General features: G+C 51.8%; 17 protein-coding genes. 10 read left to right on the plus strand and 7 right to left on the minus strand.

Annotation, left to right across the window (positions count from 1 at the left end; translation table 11 throughout):
• Window positions 1-100 precede the first annotated feature (100 nt).
• The gene (gene amaB / locus CRO57_RS19360; protein WP_097155134.1) at window positions 101-1615 is read right to left on the minus strand and encodes an L-piperidine-6-carboxylate dehydrogenase; all 1515 of its coding nucleotides are present in this window, start codon (window positions 1613-1615) and stop codon (window positions 101-103) included.
• A 355-nt stretch (window positions 1616-1970) separates the two neighbouring features.
• Here amaB and CRO57_RS19365 point away from each other — a divergent pair, with 355 nt between their 5' ends.
• Entirely contained in the window at window positions 1971-2462 is a 492-nt protein-coding gene (locus tag CRO57_RS19365; protein WP_097155135.1) for an Lrp/AsnC family transcriptional regulator, read from the plus strand.
• A 258-nt stretch (window positions 2463-2720) separates the two neighbouring features.
• On the opposite strand, the gene gloB is transcribed toward CRO57_RS19365, so the two are convergent.
• Window positions 2721-3500 carry a hydroxyacylglutathione hydrolase gene (gene gloB, locus CRO57_RS19370; RefSeq protein ID WP_342068288.1) on the minus strand — a complete coding sequence of 260 codons (780 nt, stop codon included), beginning with the start codon at window positions 3498-3500 and terminating at the stop codon, window positions 2721-2723.
• A gap of 190 nt (window positions 3501-3690) precedes the next feature.
• Here gloB and CRO57_RS19375 point away from each other — a divergent pair, with 190 nt between their 5' ends.
• On the plus strand, window positions 3691-4449 hold the full coding sequence (locus tag CRO57_RS19375; RefSeq protein ID WP_097155136.1) for a class I SAM-dependent methyltransferase: 759 nt from the start codon (window positions 3691-3693) through the stop codon (window positions 4447-4449).
• 2 nt (window positions 4450-4451) lie between these two features.
• Here the strand turns inward: CRO57_RS19375 and metW are convergent, their stop codons facing one another.
• A complete protein-coding gene (gene metW / locus CRO57_RS19380; protein ID WP_280176195.1) occupies window positions 4452-5078 on the minus strand; it encodes a methionine biosynthesis protein MetW in 627 nt (208 codons plus the stop codon).
• 2 nt (window positions 5079-5080) lie between these two features.
• Entirely contained in the window at window positions 5081-6307 is a 1227-nt protein-coding gene (gene metX, locus CRO57_RS19385; protein WP_097155137.1) for a homoserine O-acetyltransferase MetX, read from the minus strand.
• Between the two features lie 466 nt (window positions 6308-6773).
• Between metX and CRO57_RS19390 the strand changes: the two genes are divergently transcribed.
• The 3 genes from CRO57_RS19390 to CRO57_RS19400 all read left to right on the plus strand — a co-directional run bounded on the left by CRO57_RS19390 (window position 6774) and on the right by CRO57_RS19400 (window position 9802).
• Complete coding sequence (locus tag CRO57_RS19390) at window positions 6774-7616, plus strand: chorismate mutase (protein WP_170956176.1); 843 nt, start codon at window positions 6774-6776, stop codon at window positions 7614-7616.
• Between the two features lie 112 nt (window positions 7617-7728).
• Window positions 7729-8853 carry a histidinol-phosphate transaminase gene (hisC, locus tag CRO57_RS19395; RefSeq protein WP_097155139.1) on the plus strand — a complete coding sequence of 375 codons (1125 nt, stop codon included), beginning with the start codon at window positions 7729-7731 and terminating at the stop codon, window positions 8851-8853.
• Window positions 8846-9802 carry a prephenate/arogenate dehydrogenase family protein gene (locus CRO57_RS19400; protein WP_097155140.1) on the plus strand — a complete coding sequence of 319 codons (957 nt, stop codon included), beginning with the start codon at window positions 8846-8848 and terminating at the stop codon, window positions 9800-9802. Before hisC ends, CRO57_RS19400 begins: the two co-directional genes overlap by 8 nt.
• 53 nt (window positions 9803-9855) lie before the next feature.
• Here the strand turns inward: CRO57_RS19400 and CRO57_RS19405 are convergent, their stop codons facing one another.
• A complete protein-coding gene (locus tag CRO57_RS19405; protein ID WP_170956177.1) occupies window positions 9856-10911 on the minus strand; it encodes a DUF2125 domain-containing protein in 1056 nt (351 codons plus the stop codon).
• A 112-nt stretch (window positions 10912-11023) separates the two neighbouring features.
• Between CRO57_RS19405 and CRO57_RS19410 the strand changes: the two genes are divergently transcribed.
• A complete protein-coding gene (locus CRO57_RS19410) occupies window positions 11024-11551 on the plus strand; it encodes a gamma-glutamylcyclotransferase (RefSeq protein ID WP_097155142.1) in 528 nt (175 codons plus the stop codon).
• A gap of 37 nt (window positions 11552-11588) precedes the next feature.
• Here the strand turns inward: CRO57_RS19410 and CRO57_RS19415 are convergent, their stop codons facing one another.
• Together CRO57_RS19415 and secA are read right to left on the minus strand one after the other, a co-directional pair.
• Entirely contained in the window at window positions 11589-13364 is a 1776-nt protein-coding gene (locus CRO57_RS19415) for an SLC13 family permease (RefSeq protein WP_097155143.1), read from the minus strand.
• A 164-nt stretch (window positions 13365-13528) separates the two neighbouring features.
• Complete coding sequence (secA, locus tag CRO57_RS19420; RefSeq protein ID WP_097155144.1) at window positions 13529-16204, minus strand: preprotein translocase subunit SecA; 2676 nt, start codon at window positions 16202-16204, stop codon at window positions 13529-13531.
• Between the two features lie 258 nt (window positions 16205-16462).
• On the opposite strand from secA, the gene CRO57_RS25200 reads away from it, so the two are divergent.
• The 4 genes from CRO57_RS25200 to CRO57_RS19440 all read left to right on the plus strand — a co-directional run bounded on the left by CRO57_RS25200 (window position 16463) and on the right by CRO57_RS19440 (window position 19491).
• Window positions 16463-17284, plus strand: coding sequence for a foldase protein PrsA (locus CRO57_RS25200; RefSeq protein WP_097155145.1), 822 nt, complete (start codon window positions 16463-16465; stop codon window positions 17282-17284).
• Between the two features lie 151 nt (window positions 17285-17435).
• A complete protein-coding gene (gene argJ, locus CRO57_RS19430; RefSeq protein ID WP_097155197.1) occupies window positions 17436-18677 on the plus strand; it encodes a bifunctional glutamate N-acetyltransferase/amino-acid acetyltransferase ArgJ in 1242 nt (413 codons plus the stop codon).
• An 8-nt stretch (window positions 18678-18685) separates the two neighbouring features.
• Entirely contained in the window at window positions 18686-19132 is a 447-nt protein-coding gene (mutT, locus tag CRO57_RS19435; protein WP_097155146.1) for an 8-oxo-dGTP diphosphatase MutT, read from the plus strand.
• A gap of 176 nt (window positions 19133-19308) precedes the next feature.
• Entirely contained in the window at window positions 19309-19491 is a 183-nt protein-coding gene (locus CRO57_RS19440; protein WP_244580158.1) for a Flp family type IVb pilin, read from the plus strand.
• Window positions 19492-19502 lie beyond the last annotated feature (11 nt).

Below are 19502 nucleotides of genomic sequence, written 5' to 3' on the forward strand. Positions count from 1 at the left end.
TTTATGTAAAGGATCTTGATATGAAAAGAGCCGGTTTGCACCGGCTCTTTTTGTGTTTTCGCTATGACTTATCGGAAAGGCCGCACCTTTCTCAATCCGTCTAGATATCGAATTTCACGCCCTGTGCCAGTGGCAGCTCAGCGGAATAGTTCACGGTGTTGGTTGCACGGCGCATATAGCCTTTCCAAGCATCAGAGCCGGACTCACGACCGCCACCGGTCTCTTTCTCACCGCCGAATGCGCCACCAATTTCAGCGCCGGATGGGCCGATATTGACGTTACAGATGCCGCAGTCGGAACCGGCTGCAGACATGAAGGTTTCGGCTTCGCGCATGTTCAGGGTGAAGATGCAGGAAGACAGGCCTTGTGGCACTTCGTTATGCAGTTCCAGTGCCTGATCCAGATCGCTGTAGCGCAGGATATAGAGGATTGGTGCAAAGGTTTCGGTGCGAACCACGTCGCTCTGTGCTGGCATTTCAACGATTGCTGGGGTCGGGTAGAAACCACCATCCTTGCCATCAACGCTTGCGCGACCGCCACCAAAGACGCTGCCGCCCTCTTCAGCCGCCTGTTTCAAGGAAGTCTGCATGGTATCGAAGGACTGCTCGTCGATGAGCGGGCCAACCAGAGTGCCATCTTCCAGAGGGGAACCAACTGGCAGGGTAGCGTATGCTTTTTTCAGGCTTGCAACAAGCTCGTCAGCGATGCTGTCATGAGCAATCACGCGGCGAAGAGATGTACAACGCTGGCCGGCGGTGCCAACTGCGGAGAAGCAGATTGCGCGAACGGCCATATCCAGATCAGCACTTGGTGCCACGACCATGGCATTGTTGCCGCCCAGTTCCAAAATGGAGCGGCCAAAGCGGCTGGCCACACGTGGGCCAACTGCAGCACCCATGCGGGTGGAGCCAGTTGCGGAAATGATCGCAGCTTTTGGATTGTCAACGAGAGCCTGACCAGCCTCTGGACCACCGATGACCAGTTCGTGCAGGCCTTCAGGTGCATCGCCAAAGCGCTCAAGGGCTTTCTGGAGGATTGCTTCACAAGCGAGAGCAGTCAAAGGAGTTTTCTCGGATGGTTTCCAAACAACGGAATCGCCACAGATCAGGGCCAAACAGGTGTTCCAGGACCAAACAGCAACCGGGAAATTGAAAGCGGAAATCACGCCGCAAACACCCATCGGATGCCAGGTTTCCATCATGCGATGACCTGGACGCTCAGACGCGATGGTTTTACCATAGAGCTGGCGAGACTGACCAACGGCAAAGTCGCAAATATCAATCATTTCCTGAACTTCGCCAAGACCTTCAGAATAGATCTTGCCGCATTCGATGGTGACCAGCTTGCCAAGAGCTTCCTTATGAGCACGCAATTCCTCGCCAAGTAGGCGAACCAGCTCGCCACGAGCAGGAGCTGGAATGGTGCGCCACTTTTTGAAAGCTTCATGAGCTTTGTTGACTGCAGCATTGGTGTCAGCTGCGCCCTGTTCGGCAACATGTGCAATGATAGAGCCATCAATCGGGCTTGTCACTTCAATGCCGGAAGTGGCCAGTTTGTCAGCGCTGACGCCAAGAGCGAACAGCAGGGATTTTGTCTCTTGTGCAAGATTGCTCATTCGGGGGCTCTCCATACAGGGAAAGGCAAGGGCAAATTCATCCACTTGCTTGCATCTGATCTTTGTTATCTGATTGATGTGACATGACTAAATGTCATTGTATCCAATTCCAATATATCCAACCAAATTTCGGGAAAATAGGCCCTAATCATGCTTACGCTATAGATTGACGGAGATTTCCGGTATATTGCTGGAAGGAATGCTATAAATTGACAATTTGCAGGCTTGTTTTTCCTTGCCCAAAAATCGAGGCTTGTCAAAGCGGTTCAGATCGCTACACAACATTCTGTAATGTCATATTGGCGTGAGCAAAAGGACTGGACATGGAGTTCAGCAAGACCTGGAGGGGGCTTACATGCGTCGAACTTTGGATGAACTGGATCGCAAATTGATCCGCCTGTTGCAGGGGGATGCTCGCATGTCCACGTCGGAAATTGGCCGTCGGCTGGATGTGGCGCGATCAACGGTTCACGAGCGCATTGAACGCCTGAAACGCGAGGGTGTGATTGATGGTTTCACCGTGCTGCTCAATCGCGATCCACTGGAGACCCTCAATCGCGCGATTGTCTTTGTTGAGATTGATCCCAAGCTTCAGAATGCCATCGTGACACGTCTGGAAGAATTTCCGGAAATTTCGTCCTGCTTTACCGTCAATGGAGCTTTTGATCTGTCACTGATCGTTGAGATGCCACAGCTGGAAGATCTGGACGCTTTGCTTGACGAGATTGGCGAGATTGAAGGTGTGGCCAAGACCATGACCAATATTGTTCTGGCCAAGAAGTTCGACCGCCGTCATACTTTGATCAATGAGACCGCCAAGAAGCTTTTTGGTGCAGGGCCTCTTTGATACCTCTTACCGGCCATTCTTCGCATTCGCTCAGGCCTGCGAGGGCACGCAGCCGAGCTGCGGTCACCTATCGGTTCCCGGCGAAAGCGCTATGCTTTCGCCGAATTCTTTTATCCTTGCAAGATTGATTTGGGAAAAGGATCCGCAAAAGGAAATCCTTCCTTTTGCGACGGCCGATAGGCAAGCGCAACGCGTGCTCTCGCAGGCCCGAGCAAAGCGAGGAATAGCCGGTAAGAGGAAAAATAGAAAAGATAATTTTCAGAAATTGTCTTTTCTGGTACGGATTTCGGCGAAGACTTCCCAATCTTCCTTGTCTTCCATGCCTAGAGCTTTCTTTAACGCTGGCTCATTGGCGCGGATGAAGGTGTTGGTGGCGCGTTCTTCCAAAATGTTGGTTGGAATGGTCGGTTTGCCTTCGGCGCGCAGGGCCTCGACCTCTGCCATGCGGCGTTTCAGGAACTCATTGTCCGGTTCGATGGACAGACAGAAGTCGCCATTGGCCTTGGTATATTCATGGCCACAGAAGATGGTGGTTTCCGGTGGCAGTTTGGCCAACTTGTCTACCGCGAACCACATGTCGCGCAAGGTTCCTTCAAAGACGCGACCGCATCCCATGGAAAAGAGAGTATCCCCGGTGAAGGCAATTTCACCCTCTGGCATCCAATAAGAGAGATGATCCAGAGTGTGACCTTCCGTACCCAAAGCATAGAGAATGCTCTCGGCAAAGGAGATCTCATCGCCATCTTCCAGACCGTGATCAATCAGTGGAACCTTGTCCATGCTGGCTTTGGGGCCATAAACCTTGGCACCGGTCTCTGCCTTGACCTTTTCCAGACCTTGCACATGATCCCAATGGTGATGGGTGATCAGGATATGGGTGAGCGGCCAACCTTTTTCTTCCAGAACCGCAAGGATCGGCGCTTCATCCGGGACATCGACCAGAATGGTCTGGCCCGAATTGGCTTCATGCAGCAGGACTGCATAATTGTCGCTCAGGCATGGGATGAGATGAGTTTGAAGGTCTAGTTCCTGCATCATGTCTGGTCCTGCTATGCCATGCGAATCATTGGTTCTAAGCTGCTTTCCTTTAGCATATTTGACAATGCCAGAATTGGAAGAGGGGTTGTATCGGGAATTTATACTATGGGGTTGGAAAATACCCGATCAGATGCCACATTATGGGCTGTGATGGCGGCTGAGCTGAAAACCTGACAGGGTATGGCGGAACATGTATCTTGATGTTGTCGATCTTCGAGACTTCTATGCCCAGCCTTTGGGGCGTGTGGCCGCGCAGTTTATCAATCAACGCATCCATGAACATTGGCCCAATGTGAACGGACTGTCCATTCTCGGACTTGGTTATACGCCGCCCTATATCCGGAGCATGCGAGATCGAGCCGAGCGCACTCTTGCCCTGATGCCTGCACGACAGGGGGCCGTTTATTGGCCGTCGACCGGTGCATCGCTGACTGCTTTGGTAGAGGACGATCTGCTTCCTCTACCCGATTCATGCATGGACCGTATCATTATTACCCATCTGCTGGAGATGGTGGACAATCCTGCTGATCATTTGCGCGAAATCTGGCGGGTACTGACACCTGGTGGGCGGCTCTTGATCGTGGTACCAAACCGACGGGGCGTCTGGGCGAGGTTGGAGCAATCGCCCTTCGCCTATGGACGGCCGTTCTCTCGCGGGCAATTGACCCATTTGTTGCGGGATACCATGTTCACACCGGTAAAATGGAGCGAAGCGCTCTATTTTGGTCCATTCAAGGGACGATCACCCCTTGGTTCTGCCAAGGCTTGGGAGAAAGTGGGGGGCAGATTTTGGCCAGCATTTTCCGGCGTGCTGATTGTGGAAGCGACCAAACTGATGCGTCAGGGGCTGCTTGCCCCCGAAGGATCTCGTGTGACCAGTGGGTTTCGGCCAATCTTTTTGCCGGCACCAAATCTTCCGTTCAAGCTTGAGCCCGATGATAAAGGTTAGGGTCAGCCCTCTTTGCGACTGAGTAGGAAAATGGCTTGTTCCGCATAAAGGTTCCAGAACCACCAGGGTGCATTGAAGCTGATGCCTTCGCCATTGGCTTTCAAACCATGAGCCTTCTCGATAGTGGCATTGGTCTCATCACAAAGAGCAACGAAGTCGCGCACCGTGCAGAAATGGATATTGGGTGTGTCATACCAGCTATAGGGTAGGTAATCATTGACGGGCATGCGCCCCCGGAACATCAGATCCGATCTCACACGCCAATGGCCGAAATTGGGAAAGGAGACGATCGCCTTCCGACCAATGCGCAAAAGATCTTCCAAAACCGCTTTTGGATTGCGGGTGGCCTGAATAGTCTGGCTCAGGATGACATAGTCAAAGCTGTCATCAGGATAATAGATCAGATCCTGATCCGCATCCCCTTGAATGACGGACAGACCGCGGGCTACGCATTTGTTGACCCCCTTTTGGGAAAGTTCGATACCACGGCCCTGCACATTGCGCTGATTGCACAAAATGTCCAGCAGAGCGCCATCATCACTTCCCACATCCAAAACCTTGGATCCGGGCTCTACCATATCTGCGACCAGCAGATGATCAATACGGGTATTGTCGTGTCTTTGGCTCAAGGTCAGGCCTCCTTACCACTTGCTGGCAGGCCGTGGGCCTTATGGGCAGATTTCAGAAAGCCATCAATGGCATCGAACATTTCTGGCTCATCCAGCAGGAAGGCATCATGTCCCTTGTCACTTTCAATCTCGACAAAGGACACACTCGCTCCGGCAGCATTGAGCGCGTGGACGACCAGCCGGCTTTCCGCAGGTGGGAAGAGCCAGTCGGTAGTGAAGGCAACAATACAGAAACGGGTTTGCGTATTCATGAATGCCTTCGCCAATTGCCCGTCATGATCCGCAGCCAGATCATAATAATCCATGGCACGCGTAACATAGAGATAGGAATTGGCGTCAAAGCGATCCACAAAGGTCATGCCCTGATGGCGCAAATAGCTCTCGATCTGAAAATCGGCGTCAAAGGTAAAGGTCTTTGCTTCGCGGTTTTGCAAATTGCGACCAAATTTGCTCTGCAGGCTCCGCTCGGACATATAGGTCACGTGAGCGGCCATGCGAGCAACACCCAAGCCCTTGCGCGGGGTCGTGTCCTGATCGAGATAGCGACCACCATGCCATTCGGGATCCGCCATGATGGCCTGACGTCCGACTTCATGGAAGGCGATATTCTGCGATGTATGACGGGCACCGGCGGCGATTGGAATGGCAGTGAAGCACCGCTCCGGATAGGCTGCAGCCCATTGAATCACCTGCATGCCACCCATGGAACCGCCAAGTACACAGAAAAGCTGATCAATGCCTAAGTGATCGATTAGCATGGCTTGCGCCCGCACCATATCGCGGATGGTGATCACCGGTAGCTCCAACCCGTATGGTTGTTTGCTATTTGGATTGATGGAAGCAGGGCCGGTTGAGCCATTGCAGCCACCCACAACATTGGAGCAGATGATGAAATATTTGTCTGTATCTACTGGCTTACCGGGGCCAATCATACGGTTCCACCAGCCGGGCTTGCCGGTCACAGGGGAGGTGGAGTTGGCATATTGGTCGCCGGTCAGGGCGTGACAGACAAGGATGGCGTTGCTCTTGTCTTCATTCAGCGTGCCATAGGTCTCGTAAGCAATGGTGACAGGTGATAGATCCAGTCCGGCATCCAGATGCAAGGGTTTGTCGGCACCAAAGGTTACGCTCTGTGAGGATGGCTCGCGAGCCTGCTTGAGTGCGACGTCCTGAGCATGATCAACTTGGTCTTGCGACGATCCGTTTTGGCCGGATGAGCCTTTGGTCATTGGAATTCACCTGATTGGGGATTTCACCCGTTTGCTAGGAATAGGAGCAATAGCTAGGACGTAAACTTATAAATATGGTAAATTTGGTAGGAGCAAGTTTTTCTGCTCACAAGAAGAAAGGATGCAGACAATGTGGATCATTTTCAAAGCCTTTCTTTGCGGTGAGCGGAAGAAATCGCCCTATCCTTCGGACGACAAAATGGTCAAGATCTGCCGTCGGCAAAGAGTTTGAATGGGCAACCAGCCCATCTTTCACTCTTTTTCTAGCCATGTCAGACCATTTTGACGCCAAATTCATCAGATCTATGAGTTTACGTCCTAGGGGGGCAAACTGCTTTGTGTCAAATGTTTTCTTTGCTTTTGCGCCCCGGCTTTTTTATGAATAGCGCAAGAAGATGAAAAATCGAACAATTCTTGCTGGTTGACCTGGCTTGATTGAACTTGTTGCGTATGGATGGATGAAGTGATGAATGAAACCGGACCTCAAAACGATATTGGCCCTGCTCCAACTTTGGACGAGCTGCGCCAGCGTATCGATAATATTGATGAGACCATTCATCGCCAATTGATTGAGCGCAGTGAAATCGTTGAAGCACTGATAGCGGTCAAGCGCACAGACAAGCCAGGTGCAGCATTCCGACCCGGTCGTGAAGTGGACATGATGCGCCGTCTGGTTGGTCGGCATCGTGGTATTCTACCGATCACAACTGTCGAGCATCTTTGGCGTGAGATCATCGCGACCTTTACCCATATGCAGGCCCCTTATGAAGTGGTGGTAGCTCCGGGTGCAGAATTGCGTGATGTGGCGCGCTTCTATTTCGGTTTCACCGTAGATTTCTCTGAAGGTAGCGATGTGGAGGCCGTCAAAGCCAAGGTGAAGGCTGGCAATGGTTCCGTGCTGGGGGTTGTCTCACCTGATGCTCTCGATGCCGGTGCCTGGTGGCGTGATCTATCCAAGGACGGGGTTCAGGTGATTTCCCGTCTACCGGTGATTGCACAAGCTGGTCGCCCGGTTGAGACAGATGCCTTTGTGCTTTCCATGCCACTGATGGATACCTCCGTGCCGGATATGCGCCTGATCGCCTTGTCCGCAGAAGGTAAGGATGAAGCCGAAAAAGCTATCACTGACATTGGCGGTGTGGTGTTTGCAGAAGCTATTGAAGCGGACCGTCATGAAATTCTGGCAGCCATGCCATTCTCTGTTGCGGATGTGGAGATTGAAAGTCTTTCCAAGGTAGAGGGAGCAGATATTATCCTTCATGGTGAAGTCGGGGGCTATTGGGCTCCTATTTTCTTGCCTTCTGCCTAGTATTCGTTTTTATGTGAGCTTGTTGTTTATGTATGTGTCGGGGCCGCTCTGGCACCGCTGAAAGACTTGCCTTGAGTAAGGTTCTTTCCAAAATCCGTTAGGAGATCAAACCATGTCGCAATCTGTTCGTGCGCCCCGCCCGCAACCTCGCGCTGGTGTCATGCAGATTGCCGCCTATGTGCCGGGTAAATCTGCCGCGATTGGTGGTGAGCGTTGTTTCAAACTGTCCTCGAACGAGACGCCTTTTGGGGCCAGCCCAAAGGCCATTGACGCTTATCGGCAGGCTGCGGGCCATTTGGAAATCTATCCAGATGGATCTGCTTCTGCCCTTCGTGACGCCATTGGCGATGTACATGGTATCCATCCATCCCGCATCATATGTGGTGCTGGATCCGACGAGATCTTGAGCCTTCTTGCCTATACGTTTCTCTCTGAAGGGGATGAAGCGATCTATAGCGAGCATGGCTTTTTGGTCTACCCGATCGCCATCAAGGCGGCGGGTGCAACTTGCGTTGTGGCGCCAGAGAAAAATCTCACCACCGATGTGGATGCAATCCTTGAGCGTGTGACTGATCGCACCAAGATGGTCTTCATTGCCAATCCGAACAATCCGACGGGAACTTACTTGCCTTTCTCGGAAGTGCGCCGTCTGCATGACGGATTGCCATCTGATGTGCTTTTGGTTCTAGATGCCGCTTACGCGGAATATGTGACCGAGCAGGATTATCAGGCAGGAATTGAACTGGCTGGAAGTTCTGAAAATGTGGTCATGACCCGCACCTATTCCAAGATTTATGGATTGGCGAGCCTGCGTGTTGGCTGGGGCTATGGTCCGGAAGCCATCATTGGGGCCATGAACCGCATTCGCGGTCCATTCAATATGAACGGTCCTGCATTGGCTGCTGGTGTTGCAGCTGTGCGTGATCAGGATTTTGTCAAAACGACTATTGCACATAACAGCGAATGGTTGTCGAAGGTCACTGAAGCCATCGAAGCGATGGGTTTGAAAGTGACACCGAGTGTGACCAACTTTATCCTGATCCATTTCTCCGATATCGAGGGCAAACGAGCAGCAGATGCAGATCGTTACCTTTTGGAGCGCGGTTGCGTGCTGCGACAGGTAGGAAGTTATGGTCTTCCTAATTGCTTGCGCATGACAATCGGCTCGTCTGAAGCTTGTGAGACCGTGATCAAATTGCTCGGTGATTTTGTAAAAGGAGAAGCCAGCCATGGCTGACGTTCTGTTTCCTCGCATGGCGCTGATCGGTATCGGACTGCTTGGCTCTTCGATCGCTTTGGCTGCTCGCGAACATGGAGTGGTGGAGCATATTGCTGTTCATACCCGCTCCAAAGACACATTGGATCGCGCTGAGGAACTTGGCCTTGGTGACAGCTATCATCAGGATGTGACCGAGTGTGTGGCTGATGCTGATCTGGTGATTGTCTGTACACCGGTTGGAGTGTGCGAAACGATTGCAAAGACCATTGCCGCTCATCTGAAGCCTGGCGCTGTTGTCACCGATGTGGGCTCGGTCAAAAGCTCCATCGTCAAGCAAATGGCACCGCATTTGCCAAAGCATGTGCATTTCATTCCTGGTCATCCGATTGCTGGTACCGAGAATTCTGGTCCGGATGCCGGTTTTGCGGAATTGTTCATTGGCCGATGGTGTGTTTTGACGCCCGCTGAGGATGTCGACAAAGATGCTGTGGCAAAGCTGCAAGCCTTCTGGGAAGCATTGGGGTCCAATGTTGAGTTGATGGATGCAGAACATCATGACCAGGTTCTGGCCATTACCTCCCATCTTCCGCATCTGATTGCCTACAATATCGTTGGGACTGCGGCTGATCTGGAAATGGTGCGGGATTCGGAAGTGATCAAATATTCCGCTGGTGGTTTCCGTGACTTTACCCGTCTTGCAGCATCGGATCCGACCATGTGGCGTGATGTCTTCCTGCATAACAAGGAAGCTGCCTTGGAAATGCTTGGACGCTTCACGGAAGATCTGACCGCCCTGCAGCGCGCGATCCGTTGGGGAGATGGAGATGCCCTGTTTGATCTCTTCTCCCGAACCCGTTCGATCCGCCGCTCGATCATTGATGCAGGTCAGGAAATTGAAGCCGCTGACTTTGGCCGCCATATCAATGATGCGGAAGGCGAAGTGGAAAAATCTCAGACCCGTTTGTAGGGTCCTTCGATATGATACAAAAAAGACCGCATGATGCGGCCTTTTTTATAGCTCTATTTCAGGGCCGGGAGGCGACCAAGAGGCAGGAAGCCTGCACTGATTTGGCCATCCCGGATGGATAGATCGACTTTAGAGCCGATCAGATCACCATCGCTAACCGGTTTGCCCATCAATTGTAAAGCTGTCAGCGGGCCATTCAGGCCATCATCCTTGGCGCTCAGCTGGATTTTGCTTTTGCTTGCTTCCGGTTTGGGATTGAGAATTTTCAGAACCACATCCCCATCGGCACGACCGGTTTGGGCAAAGGCGAGATCGCCTGTCAGTTTCAATGTTTTCTGACCGATGGTCATGAAACCATTGAGTTGCTCGAGCTTACCAGCCTGTTCTAGCCAGGCCTTGGTCGGATTGGGGGCCGTCAGGATGGCAGGGACAAGCCCCTTGCGGGCAGTGGCGGATAATGTTCCGGAGAAACGTGGAATGACAGCACTTTGGAATTTGCTGGTCGAGATGGCCAGATCCAGATCCTCTGATTGTTCAGGATTGGCACGGCCATGGATCTCCAGTCGCTCTGCGGTGATCTGTCCCAGAGACTGGGTAACTGCCGGAAGATTGGTTTGTAGATCCAGCTCTTGCCCTTCAACAGAGAAACGCGAAACGGTCAGAGCCTGATCGATACGGACAGAGGCACGTATCAGGGTTGCTCTGACATCAATTTCCAGACCGGATGCAGCGTGATTGGCGCGTAGCAGGTTATCGCCTTCGAGGATCGCTAGATTGGGTGCATAGACTTGCCAGACAGCGCGCAAGGGGCCGCCTTCGACTCTCCAACCCGATTTTGGATCATTGACAGAATAGGAAGAGCAAGTCAGCAGCAGACGGAAAGGAAAACCACCCAAGGTCTGATCCGCACAAGTTGCTACCTGCTGGCCGTTGATCTGGCGTGCCAGCACCTTGTCGATCAATTCCTGAGTCTTGTTCTTGCTGACCATCCAGAAGCCGGTCCAGCCAACCAGAACCACCAGAACCAGTCCGATCAGAATGAAATAACGCTTGGCAGATGATTTCCCGGATGGGTTTTGCGGGGAAGATTGCATGTCAGTTGGAGACATCGAAGGCATAACTCTCTGGTCGGTTGCAAATCAGTCAGGCACTTGATAGCACAGAAACAAAGGGTGCGACCAAATGTGTTGTGCGTTGTTAAAATGGATTTAAGGTGACTTTATGAGCAATCTGTGGGTTTTTGGCTATGGCTCTTTGATGTGGCGTCCGGGCTTTGACTTTTTACGCACGATGCCTGCTCGTTTGGAAGGCTATCATCGCTCCCTTTGCATCTATTCCCACGTCTATCGCGGTTCGCCAGAATGCCCGGGGCTAGTGCTTGGTCTGGATGACGGTGGTACAGCCATGGGTATGGCGTTTGAAGTTGCTGCTGAAAAGCGCGACGAGGTAATTGCTTACTTGCGTGAGCGTGAACAAGTAACGGCCGTTTATCTGGAGCGCTACAGCCAGCTGACCTTGCTGGACGGCTCCGATCAGCAAGTGGAAGCGGTAACCTATGTCGCCGACCAGAAGCATGAGCAATATGCAGGCAAATTGGCCATGGATGAGCAGATGCGCTTTGTGTTGCAGGGCAATGGCAAGGCCGGGCCGAATATTGATTATGTCACCAATACCGTTGATCATCTAAAAGAGATCTCGATAGATGATCCGGACTTGTTTGAGCTCTGTGATCGCTTGCGGGCTGAGTAAGAAAAAAGGCTGCGGATGCAGCCTTTTTATTGCTTGATTATAGAGGCCAGAAGAAGGCCAGAGCCGGAACGGAAATCGCAATGATCAGAATTTCCAGCGGCAATCCCATGCGCCAATAATCACCGAATTTGTAACCACCCGGCCCCATGATCAACGTGTTGTTCTTATGCCCGATAGGGGTAAGGAATGCGCACGATGCGGCAACGGCGACGGCCATCAGGAAGGCGTCTGGGTTGACATTGAGCTTGTTGGCGATCTCCAGCGCAATGGGCGCGGCCACCACGGCTGTCGCTGTGTTGTTCAGGATGTCCGAGAGGCTCATCGTCACCACCATCAGGATGGTAAGGACCACGATGGGTGAATAGCCCTCCGTCAGATCAACAATGGAATGGGCGATCAATTGTGTGCCGCCTGAGGCTTCCAATGCCGCTCCCAAGGGAAGCATCGATCCCAAAAGTACGACGACTGGCCATTCGACCGACTCGTAAACATCACGTGCGGGAACGATGGAAAGCAGAGCATAAAGGGCCACGACGCCCGCTAAGGCAATCGGTAGATAGATCAGATTAAGACTTGCCGCCAGAATGGCGAGAGCGAAGAGGCCTGCTGCCAAACCTGCGCGGCCATGCTGAGTGAGGGTCAGGCCACGACTTGCCAAGGGCAGGCAGCCGAGCCATTTCACCACATCACTCATCTGACCGGAGCGGCCAAGCAATAGCAGAACATCGCCTGGTTGGATCTTTTCTTTTCTGACGCGCTGATAAACGCGTTTGCCTTGTCTTGCTATTCCAAGCAAGGTGACATTCTTGCGGCTGAGAAGGCGCAATTCCATGGCTGCGCGACCTGCAATACGAGCATCATCCGGTACAACGCATTCCACCAGCTTCATGCCTTTCCCAGCGGCTGCGGTCTCGGTTTTCTTTTGCTGATAGCCAAGTTTGCCGGCACCGACGAACTTGTCGATGGCATCAGGTGTCGCTTCCAGAACCAGAATGTCATTGGCGCGAAGCTCGGTCAGACGACCATTGCCAGCAAGCCGGCGACCATTGCGAATGATGCCGAGGATGGCGATGTCATGTTCCTCGGCCAATGGGTCCAGCTCTTCCACCCTCTGGCCATTGGCAGGGCTATCCTCCTGAACAACGACCTCTGCGATATATTTGCCGATATCAAACAGGGCTTCAGTCTCGTCCCGACGATTATTAGCATTGGGAATTAATCGCCAGCCAACAAGCGCGATGAAAGCAATGCCGACGATGGAGGACACCAGACCAACCGGTGCAAAATCAAACATGGCAAATGGCTCGCCAAGAGATTTTTCGCGAAAGGCTGCAATGATGATGTTAGGTGGCGTTCCGATCAGTGTGATCATGCCGCCTAGAATGGTGGCAAAGGCCAATGGCATCAGGGTCAGGGATGGGCTACGTTTGGATTTTTGTGCTGCCTGAATATCGACGGGCATGAGAAGTGCCAGAGCAGCGACATTATTCATGATGGCGGACATCAATCCACCAGCAGCGCCGATAATGGTGACATGACTTTGAACCGAGCGATCCTTGTCGACCACTAGAGATGTTATTTTCTCCACCGCGCCGGATAGAACCAGTCCGCGAGAAATGATGAGCACCAGTGCCACAATGATGGTCGCGGGATGTGCGAAGCCGGAGAAAGCCTGATCCTTTGGAACAAGCCCTGTCATGATGGCAATGATCAACGCGCCAAATGCCACCAGATCATAGCGAATGCGCCCCCAGAGCAACATCGCAAAAACAACACCAAAGAGCGAGAAAAGGGCTATCTGATCGGGGGTCATGGAACTCTCTTATCAACTCGGCACAAAAATCAAAAAATAGAAGTTGTAGATTAACGTAAGCTGAAGAGTGAGTGTTGGCTAGGCCTGCTTTTGATGCGAGTGGACATAAAAAAGCCCCAGCTGATACGGATCAGCCGGGGCTTCGGAATTCGCGATGTTGCAGCTTAGCTCAGACGGCCGTGGCAATGCTTGAACTTTTTGCCAGAGCCACATGGGCAAGGTGCATTGCGTGGAACTTTGCCCATCATCTCGGCTACTGCTGCCTCGTCCTCTTCGGCGATTTCGTTTTCGCCGGTCAGAGGATTCAGGTGCTGCTCGTGCATTTCTGGTAGTTCCTGCTCGGGGAAAGCTTCCTCATCGGCACGCAACACAACATGGGCCAATTGCTGGGTAACCATTTTGCGCAGATTGCTCAGAAGTGCTTGGAACAACTCGAAGCTCTCGGTCTTGTATTCCTGCAGCGGGTCACGCTGACCATAGCCACGGAAGCCAATCACGTTGCGCAAGTGATCAAGAGCAACCAGATGCTCGCGCCACAGATGATCAAGGGTTTGTAGCAGAACGGATTTTTCGACCTGACGCATGATGTCCGGTGTGAAGTTGGCAGCTTTGGAAGCAGCCAGCTCATCGGCGGCTTTTTTCAGGCGTTCGATGATTTCCTCATCGGCAATACCTTCTTCCTTGGCCCAGTCTTTCACAGGAACATCAAGGTTCAGAATATCTTGGACTTCATCATGCAGACCATCTACATCCCATTGTTCAGCATAGGCTTTTTCCGGGATATGCTGGGAGACGATGTCTTCGATGATCTCGTGGCGCATGTCGGCCACGACTTCTACAATGCCTTCATCCTTCATCAGATCGATACGTTGATCGAAGATCACCTTACGCTGATCATTCATCACGTCATCGAATTTCAGAAGGTTCTTACGAATGTCGAAGTTACGCGCTTCGACCTTCTTCTGAGCTTTCTCCAGTGCCTTGTTGATCCAAGGGTGGATGATGGCCTCGCCTTCTTTCAGGCCAAGCTTTTGCAGCATGCCATCCATCTTGTCGGATCCGAAGATGCGCATCAGGTCATCTTCCAGTGACAGGAAGAATTTGGAATGCCCAGGATCACCCTGACGACCGGAACGACCACGTAGCTGGTTATCGATACGGCGGCTTTCGTGGCGCTCGGTACCAATCACATATAGGCCGCCGGCTTCCAGTGCCTTTTGTTTTTTTGTTTCGATATCAGCTTTGATCTCATCGATCTTCTTCTCGCGCTCTTCACCTTCGATCTCCGCTGGAATTTCTTCGGCGATACGCATGTCGAGGTTACCACCAAGCTGAATATCGGTACCACGGCCCGCCATGTTGGTGGCGATGGTGATGGCGCCAGGAGCACCAGCTTGGGCGACAATCGCAGCTTCCTGTTCATGGAAGCGGGCGTTCAGGACCTGATGGTCCAGCTTTGCATTTTTCAGCAGGCCAGACAATTCTTCAGAGCGCTCGATTGAGGTTGTGCCGACAAGAGCTGGCTGGCCACGTTCGATACAATCACGGATCAGCTCGACGAGTGCCAGGTCTTTTTCGCGGGTTGTGCGATAAACCTCATCATCATCATCCAGACGTTGAACGGCCAGATTGGTAGGCACTTCCACAACTTCAAGGCTGTAGATGTCCATCAATTCCTCGGCCTCGGTCTGAGCGGTGCCGGTCATGCCGGACAGCTTGTCATAGAGGCGGAAATAATTCTGGAAGGTCACGGATGCCAGAGTCTGGTTTTCTGGCTGGATTGGCTGGCCTTCCTTGGCTTCCAATGCCTGATGCAGACCTTCGGAATAGCGACGACCTTCCATCATGCGGCCAGTGAATTCGTCGATGATGACGACCTGTCCGGATTTGACGATGTAATCCTTGTCACGCACAAACAATTTGTGTGCGCGCAGACCCTGATTGAGATGGTGAACTATGGTGACATTCTCGATGTCATAGAGCGAATTGCCCTGAAGCATATCTGCTTCTTTCAGCAGATTTTCCAAAAATTCCGTGCCTTCTTCGGTGAAGGTAGCGGATTTGGACTTCTCATCGATCTCGTAATGGCTCTCTTCGAGCTTCGGGATGAAAGCGTCTATGGTGTTATACATCTCTGATCGGTCATCCAATGGACCGGAGATGATCAGAGGGGTACGGGCTTCATCGACCAGAATGGAATCGACCTCATCGACGATGGCGAAATGATGACCACGCTGAACCATCTGGTCCAGATCATATTTCATGTTATCACGAAGATAGTCGAAGCCATATTCATTGTTTGTGCCGTAGGTGATGTCGGCTTCATAGGCTGCCTTGCGCTCATCATCCTCAATGCCGTGAATGATGATGCCGGTGGTCATGCCCAGGAAACCATAGACCTGGCTCATCCATTCGCCATCGCGCTTGGCCAAATAGTCGTTGACGGTCACCACATGCACGCCTTTGCCCGGCAATGCATTGAGGTAAGCGGCCAGAGTTGCGACCAGGGTTTTGCCCTCACCGGTACGCATTTCGGAAATGGCACCATCATTCAGCACCATGCCCCCCATGAGCTGCACATCATAATGGCGCTGACCAAGGGTTCGTTTGGCGGCTTCACGGACGGTTGCAAAAGCGGGGACAAGGAGGCTTTCCAGTTTGATACCATCCGCCAATTGCTGGCGAAACTCGGCTGTCTTGTTGCGCAATTCTTCGTCAGAGAGTTTTGAATATTCTTCTTCCAGAGCATTGATGGCAGCAACCTTTGGGCGATAGCCCTTGATGCGGCGATCGTTTGCCGTGCCAAAAAGTTTCCGAGCGATGGCTCCAAGACCGACCATTGAGAGGGTCCTTCCTTCAAGATACTGCCGCAATTGTCTGCAACAGATGTGTATATGCAATTAGCGCAAGACTAGCCGGAATAAATCTTCTCGTCCCGGTCTGTTCTGTGACTGTCAACAGGTCTGGCAACAAACTATTGGCCTGACAGATAAGATTGGGTTCCAGCCTTGTCAACGTCCAGAAAAGCAACTAGGTGAGCTATAGTGTCAGTTTTTAGAGATTTTTCGCGCGAAAGTGAACAAACATAGGAAAATAAGATGGTTCGAACCTTTATCTCCCGCTCCTTGATCGTAGCGACCACAAGTCTGGTTCTGCTCGGTAGCGGTGTAGCAATTGCCCAGGACAGCACAAAAGACAGCGTGGTTGCATCGGTGAATGGACGTGATATCACCACCACGGAACTGGGTTTCATTGCTCAGGAACTGGGCGGCCGTCTGGGGCGGATGACCCCTGATCAGCGCAAGGAAGCGCTGATGACAATCCTGATTGATCTGGAACTGGTTGCTGAAGAAGCTGAAAAGCAGAAGTTGCAGGAAGGTGATTTGTTCAAGAGGCAAATGGTATTTCTGAAAAATCGCGCGTTGCGTAACGAATTTTTCCGCGTCAATGTCGATGAGAAAATCACGGACGCAGAGTTGAAAGCTTTCTATGACAAGGAAGTTGGCACCAAGGCCGCTGAGAAAGAAGTCAAGGCTCGTCACATTCTGGTGAAGGAAGAAAAAGAAGCTCTTGATGTGATCAAGGAGCTGGATGGTGGCGCTGACTTTGCCGAGCTGGCCAAGAAAAAATCTACCGGCCCTTCCGGTCCTCGCGGTGGAGATCTCGGTTATTTTGGTCAGGGTCAGATGGTTCCTGCTTTCGAAGCGGCAGCTTTCTCTTTGGAAAAAGGCAAATATACCAAGACGCCGGTCAAGACCCAATTTGGCTATCATGTCGTTCTGGTTGAAGACGCTCGTGACAAGCCAAAGCCTGCTTTTGATGAAGTAAAAGGTAACATCCGTCGCGTGCTGGCTGAGCAGAAATTCTCTGAAATCCTGAATGGTTTGAAAGCCAAAGCCAAGATTGACGTGAAAAAGTAGGCATTTCCCGAACTTGGGTTCGTAAAAAAGGACTGCTTTTTTGATAAGTGGGCTTTTCCTGCTTGAGAAGAGAGGCTAAATCATAGCCTCTCTTTTTTATTTTGGGCCTTGTGATATGCCGATTGGGCCCACTGCTTTAAGGACCATTGCCATGGATCTGCAACCTTCTCCGTTTGCACCAACTGAATTGCCACAGATGGATGCTCTGGATGGTTTTCGCCCAATGACTGCAGCCATGGGGATGAAATATCAGGGCCGGGATGATTTGCTGGTCGTCGAAATGACAAAGGGCACCAGTGTGGCAGGCGTTTATACCAAATCCAAATGCTGCTCGGCTCCCGTTGATTGGTGCAAGGAGCATCAGGGCAATGGCTCTGCTCGGATGCTGGTGGTCAACGCTGGCAATGCCAACGCATTTACCGGTACACATGGGGTGAGTTCCGTCACTACTGTTGGTGAAGCCGCCGCCAAACTGGCAGATTGTTCTCCGTCTGAAATATTCATGGCATCCACAGGTGTGATTGGAGAACCCCTGGATCCATCCTTCATCACCTCCGCCATGGAGCATTTGATGAAAGACGGCAACAGTGTTGATTGGCATACGGCATCTGCTGCGACCATGACGACGGATACCTTCTTGAAGGTGGCCACAGCCAGTGCTGATATTGACGGTGTGCCTGTGACCATTCATGGCATTGCCAAAGGTTCCGGTATGATTGCACCGGATATGGCGACCATGCTCAGCTTTGTTTTTACCGATGCTCCGATCGCAGCGCGCGCATTGCAAGATCTGCTATCCAAGCATGTAGAGACATCTTTCAATGCGACGACCGTTGATAGCGATACGTCGACTTCTGACACTTTGATGGCCTTTGCCTCAGGCGCAGCCAAAGAACGTGGCTGTGCCGAGATTTCTGAGGGTGACGATCCACGCGTTGAGACATTTTCCGATGCTCTGTCTGCTCTTTTGAAAGATCTGGCCAAACTGGTTGTCAAAGACGGTGAGGGTGCATCGAAGTTCCTGTCCATCACGGTGGAAGGAGCCGAGAGTGATGAGGCTGCAAAACGTGTGGCTCTGGCGATTGCCAATAGTCCTCTGGTGAAAACGGCTGCGGCTGGTGAAGATGCCAATTGGGGCCGTGTGGTCATGGCCGTTGGCAAGGCAGGCGAAATGGCGGATCGGGACAAGTTGGCCATCTGGTTCGGCTCTATGCGTCTGGCTCATGAAGGCCAGCGCGACCCGGATTATTCCGAAGAAGTGGCGAGCGAGTATATGAAGAATGCCGAAATTGATATCTGTACCCATCTGGGTGTTGGAGAGGGATCTGCTACAGTTTGGACCTGTGATCTGACACATGGCTATATCACCATCAATGGCGATTATCGGAGCTAGATTTCATCATGGATCAGAAAGTGGAACCTGTGAGCATCGATAACCCATCTGTCAAACTTCTCCTTGTTGTGGCGGTTGCTTTGGTCGATATAGACAATCGCATTCTGATCGCTCAGCGGCCTGAGGGCAAGAATCTGGCTGGTATGTGGGAATTTCCCGGTGGCAAGGTAGATACTGGTGAGCGTCCAGAGCAGGCTTTGATCCGTGAGCTTGAGGAAGAATTGGGCATTCAGACCTGGAAAAGTTGTCTTGCCCCGCTGACCTTTGCTAGCCATGCCTATGAAGATTTCCATCTCCTGATGCCACTTTACATTTGTCGTCGTTGGGAGGGCGTTCCTCAATCCAAGGAAGGGCAGGCTCTGAAATGGGTGCGGGCCGGTGTCCTGCGGGACTATCCAATGCCACCTGCGGATATTCCGCTGATACCACCATTGATTGATTTGCTTGGCGTTTGAAAAATTCAAAGAGGATATTTGTTAGACGCTTTTTTTCAATGTTTTATTTACCCCTTTTTGAATTTGCGGAAATAAAAAGGCCTGTTTGGATAAATCTCTTTAAGAATTGCACCTATACTCGAGACTGGGTGACTGGATACCGCTATTCTGGGAGAGGTAACAGCCAGAAGGCTGTCATGGTGCAAATGAAACTTTCGATACTGAAACAATTTTGTGATGATGAAAGCGGTGCGACAGCCTTGGAATATGGCATTGTCATTGGTTTGATCAGTGTGGCCATTATTGCGACTATGGGGCCTGTTGTAGAACAACTTACGGATCTACTAGGTTTAATTGAAACCGCCGTAGAAGGTGTTTGAGTATCACGATG

This window comes from Cohaesibacter gelatinilyticus, assembly GCF_900215605.1.
Lineage (GTDB): Bacteria > Pseudomonadota > Alphaproteobacteria > Rhizobiales > Cohaesibacteraceae > Cohaesibacter > Cohaesibacter gelatinilyticus.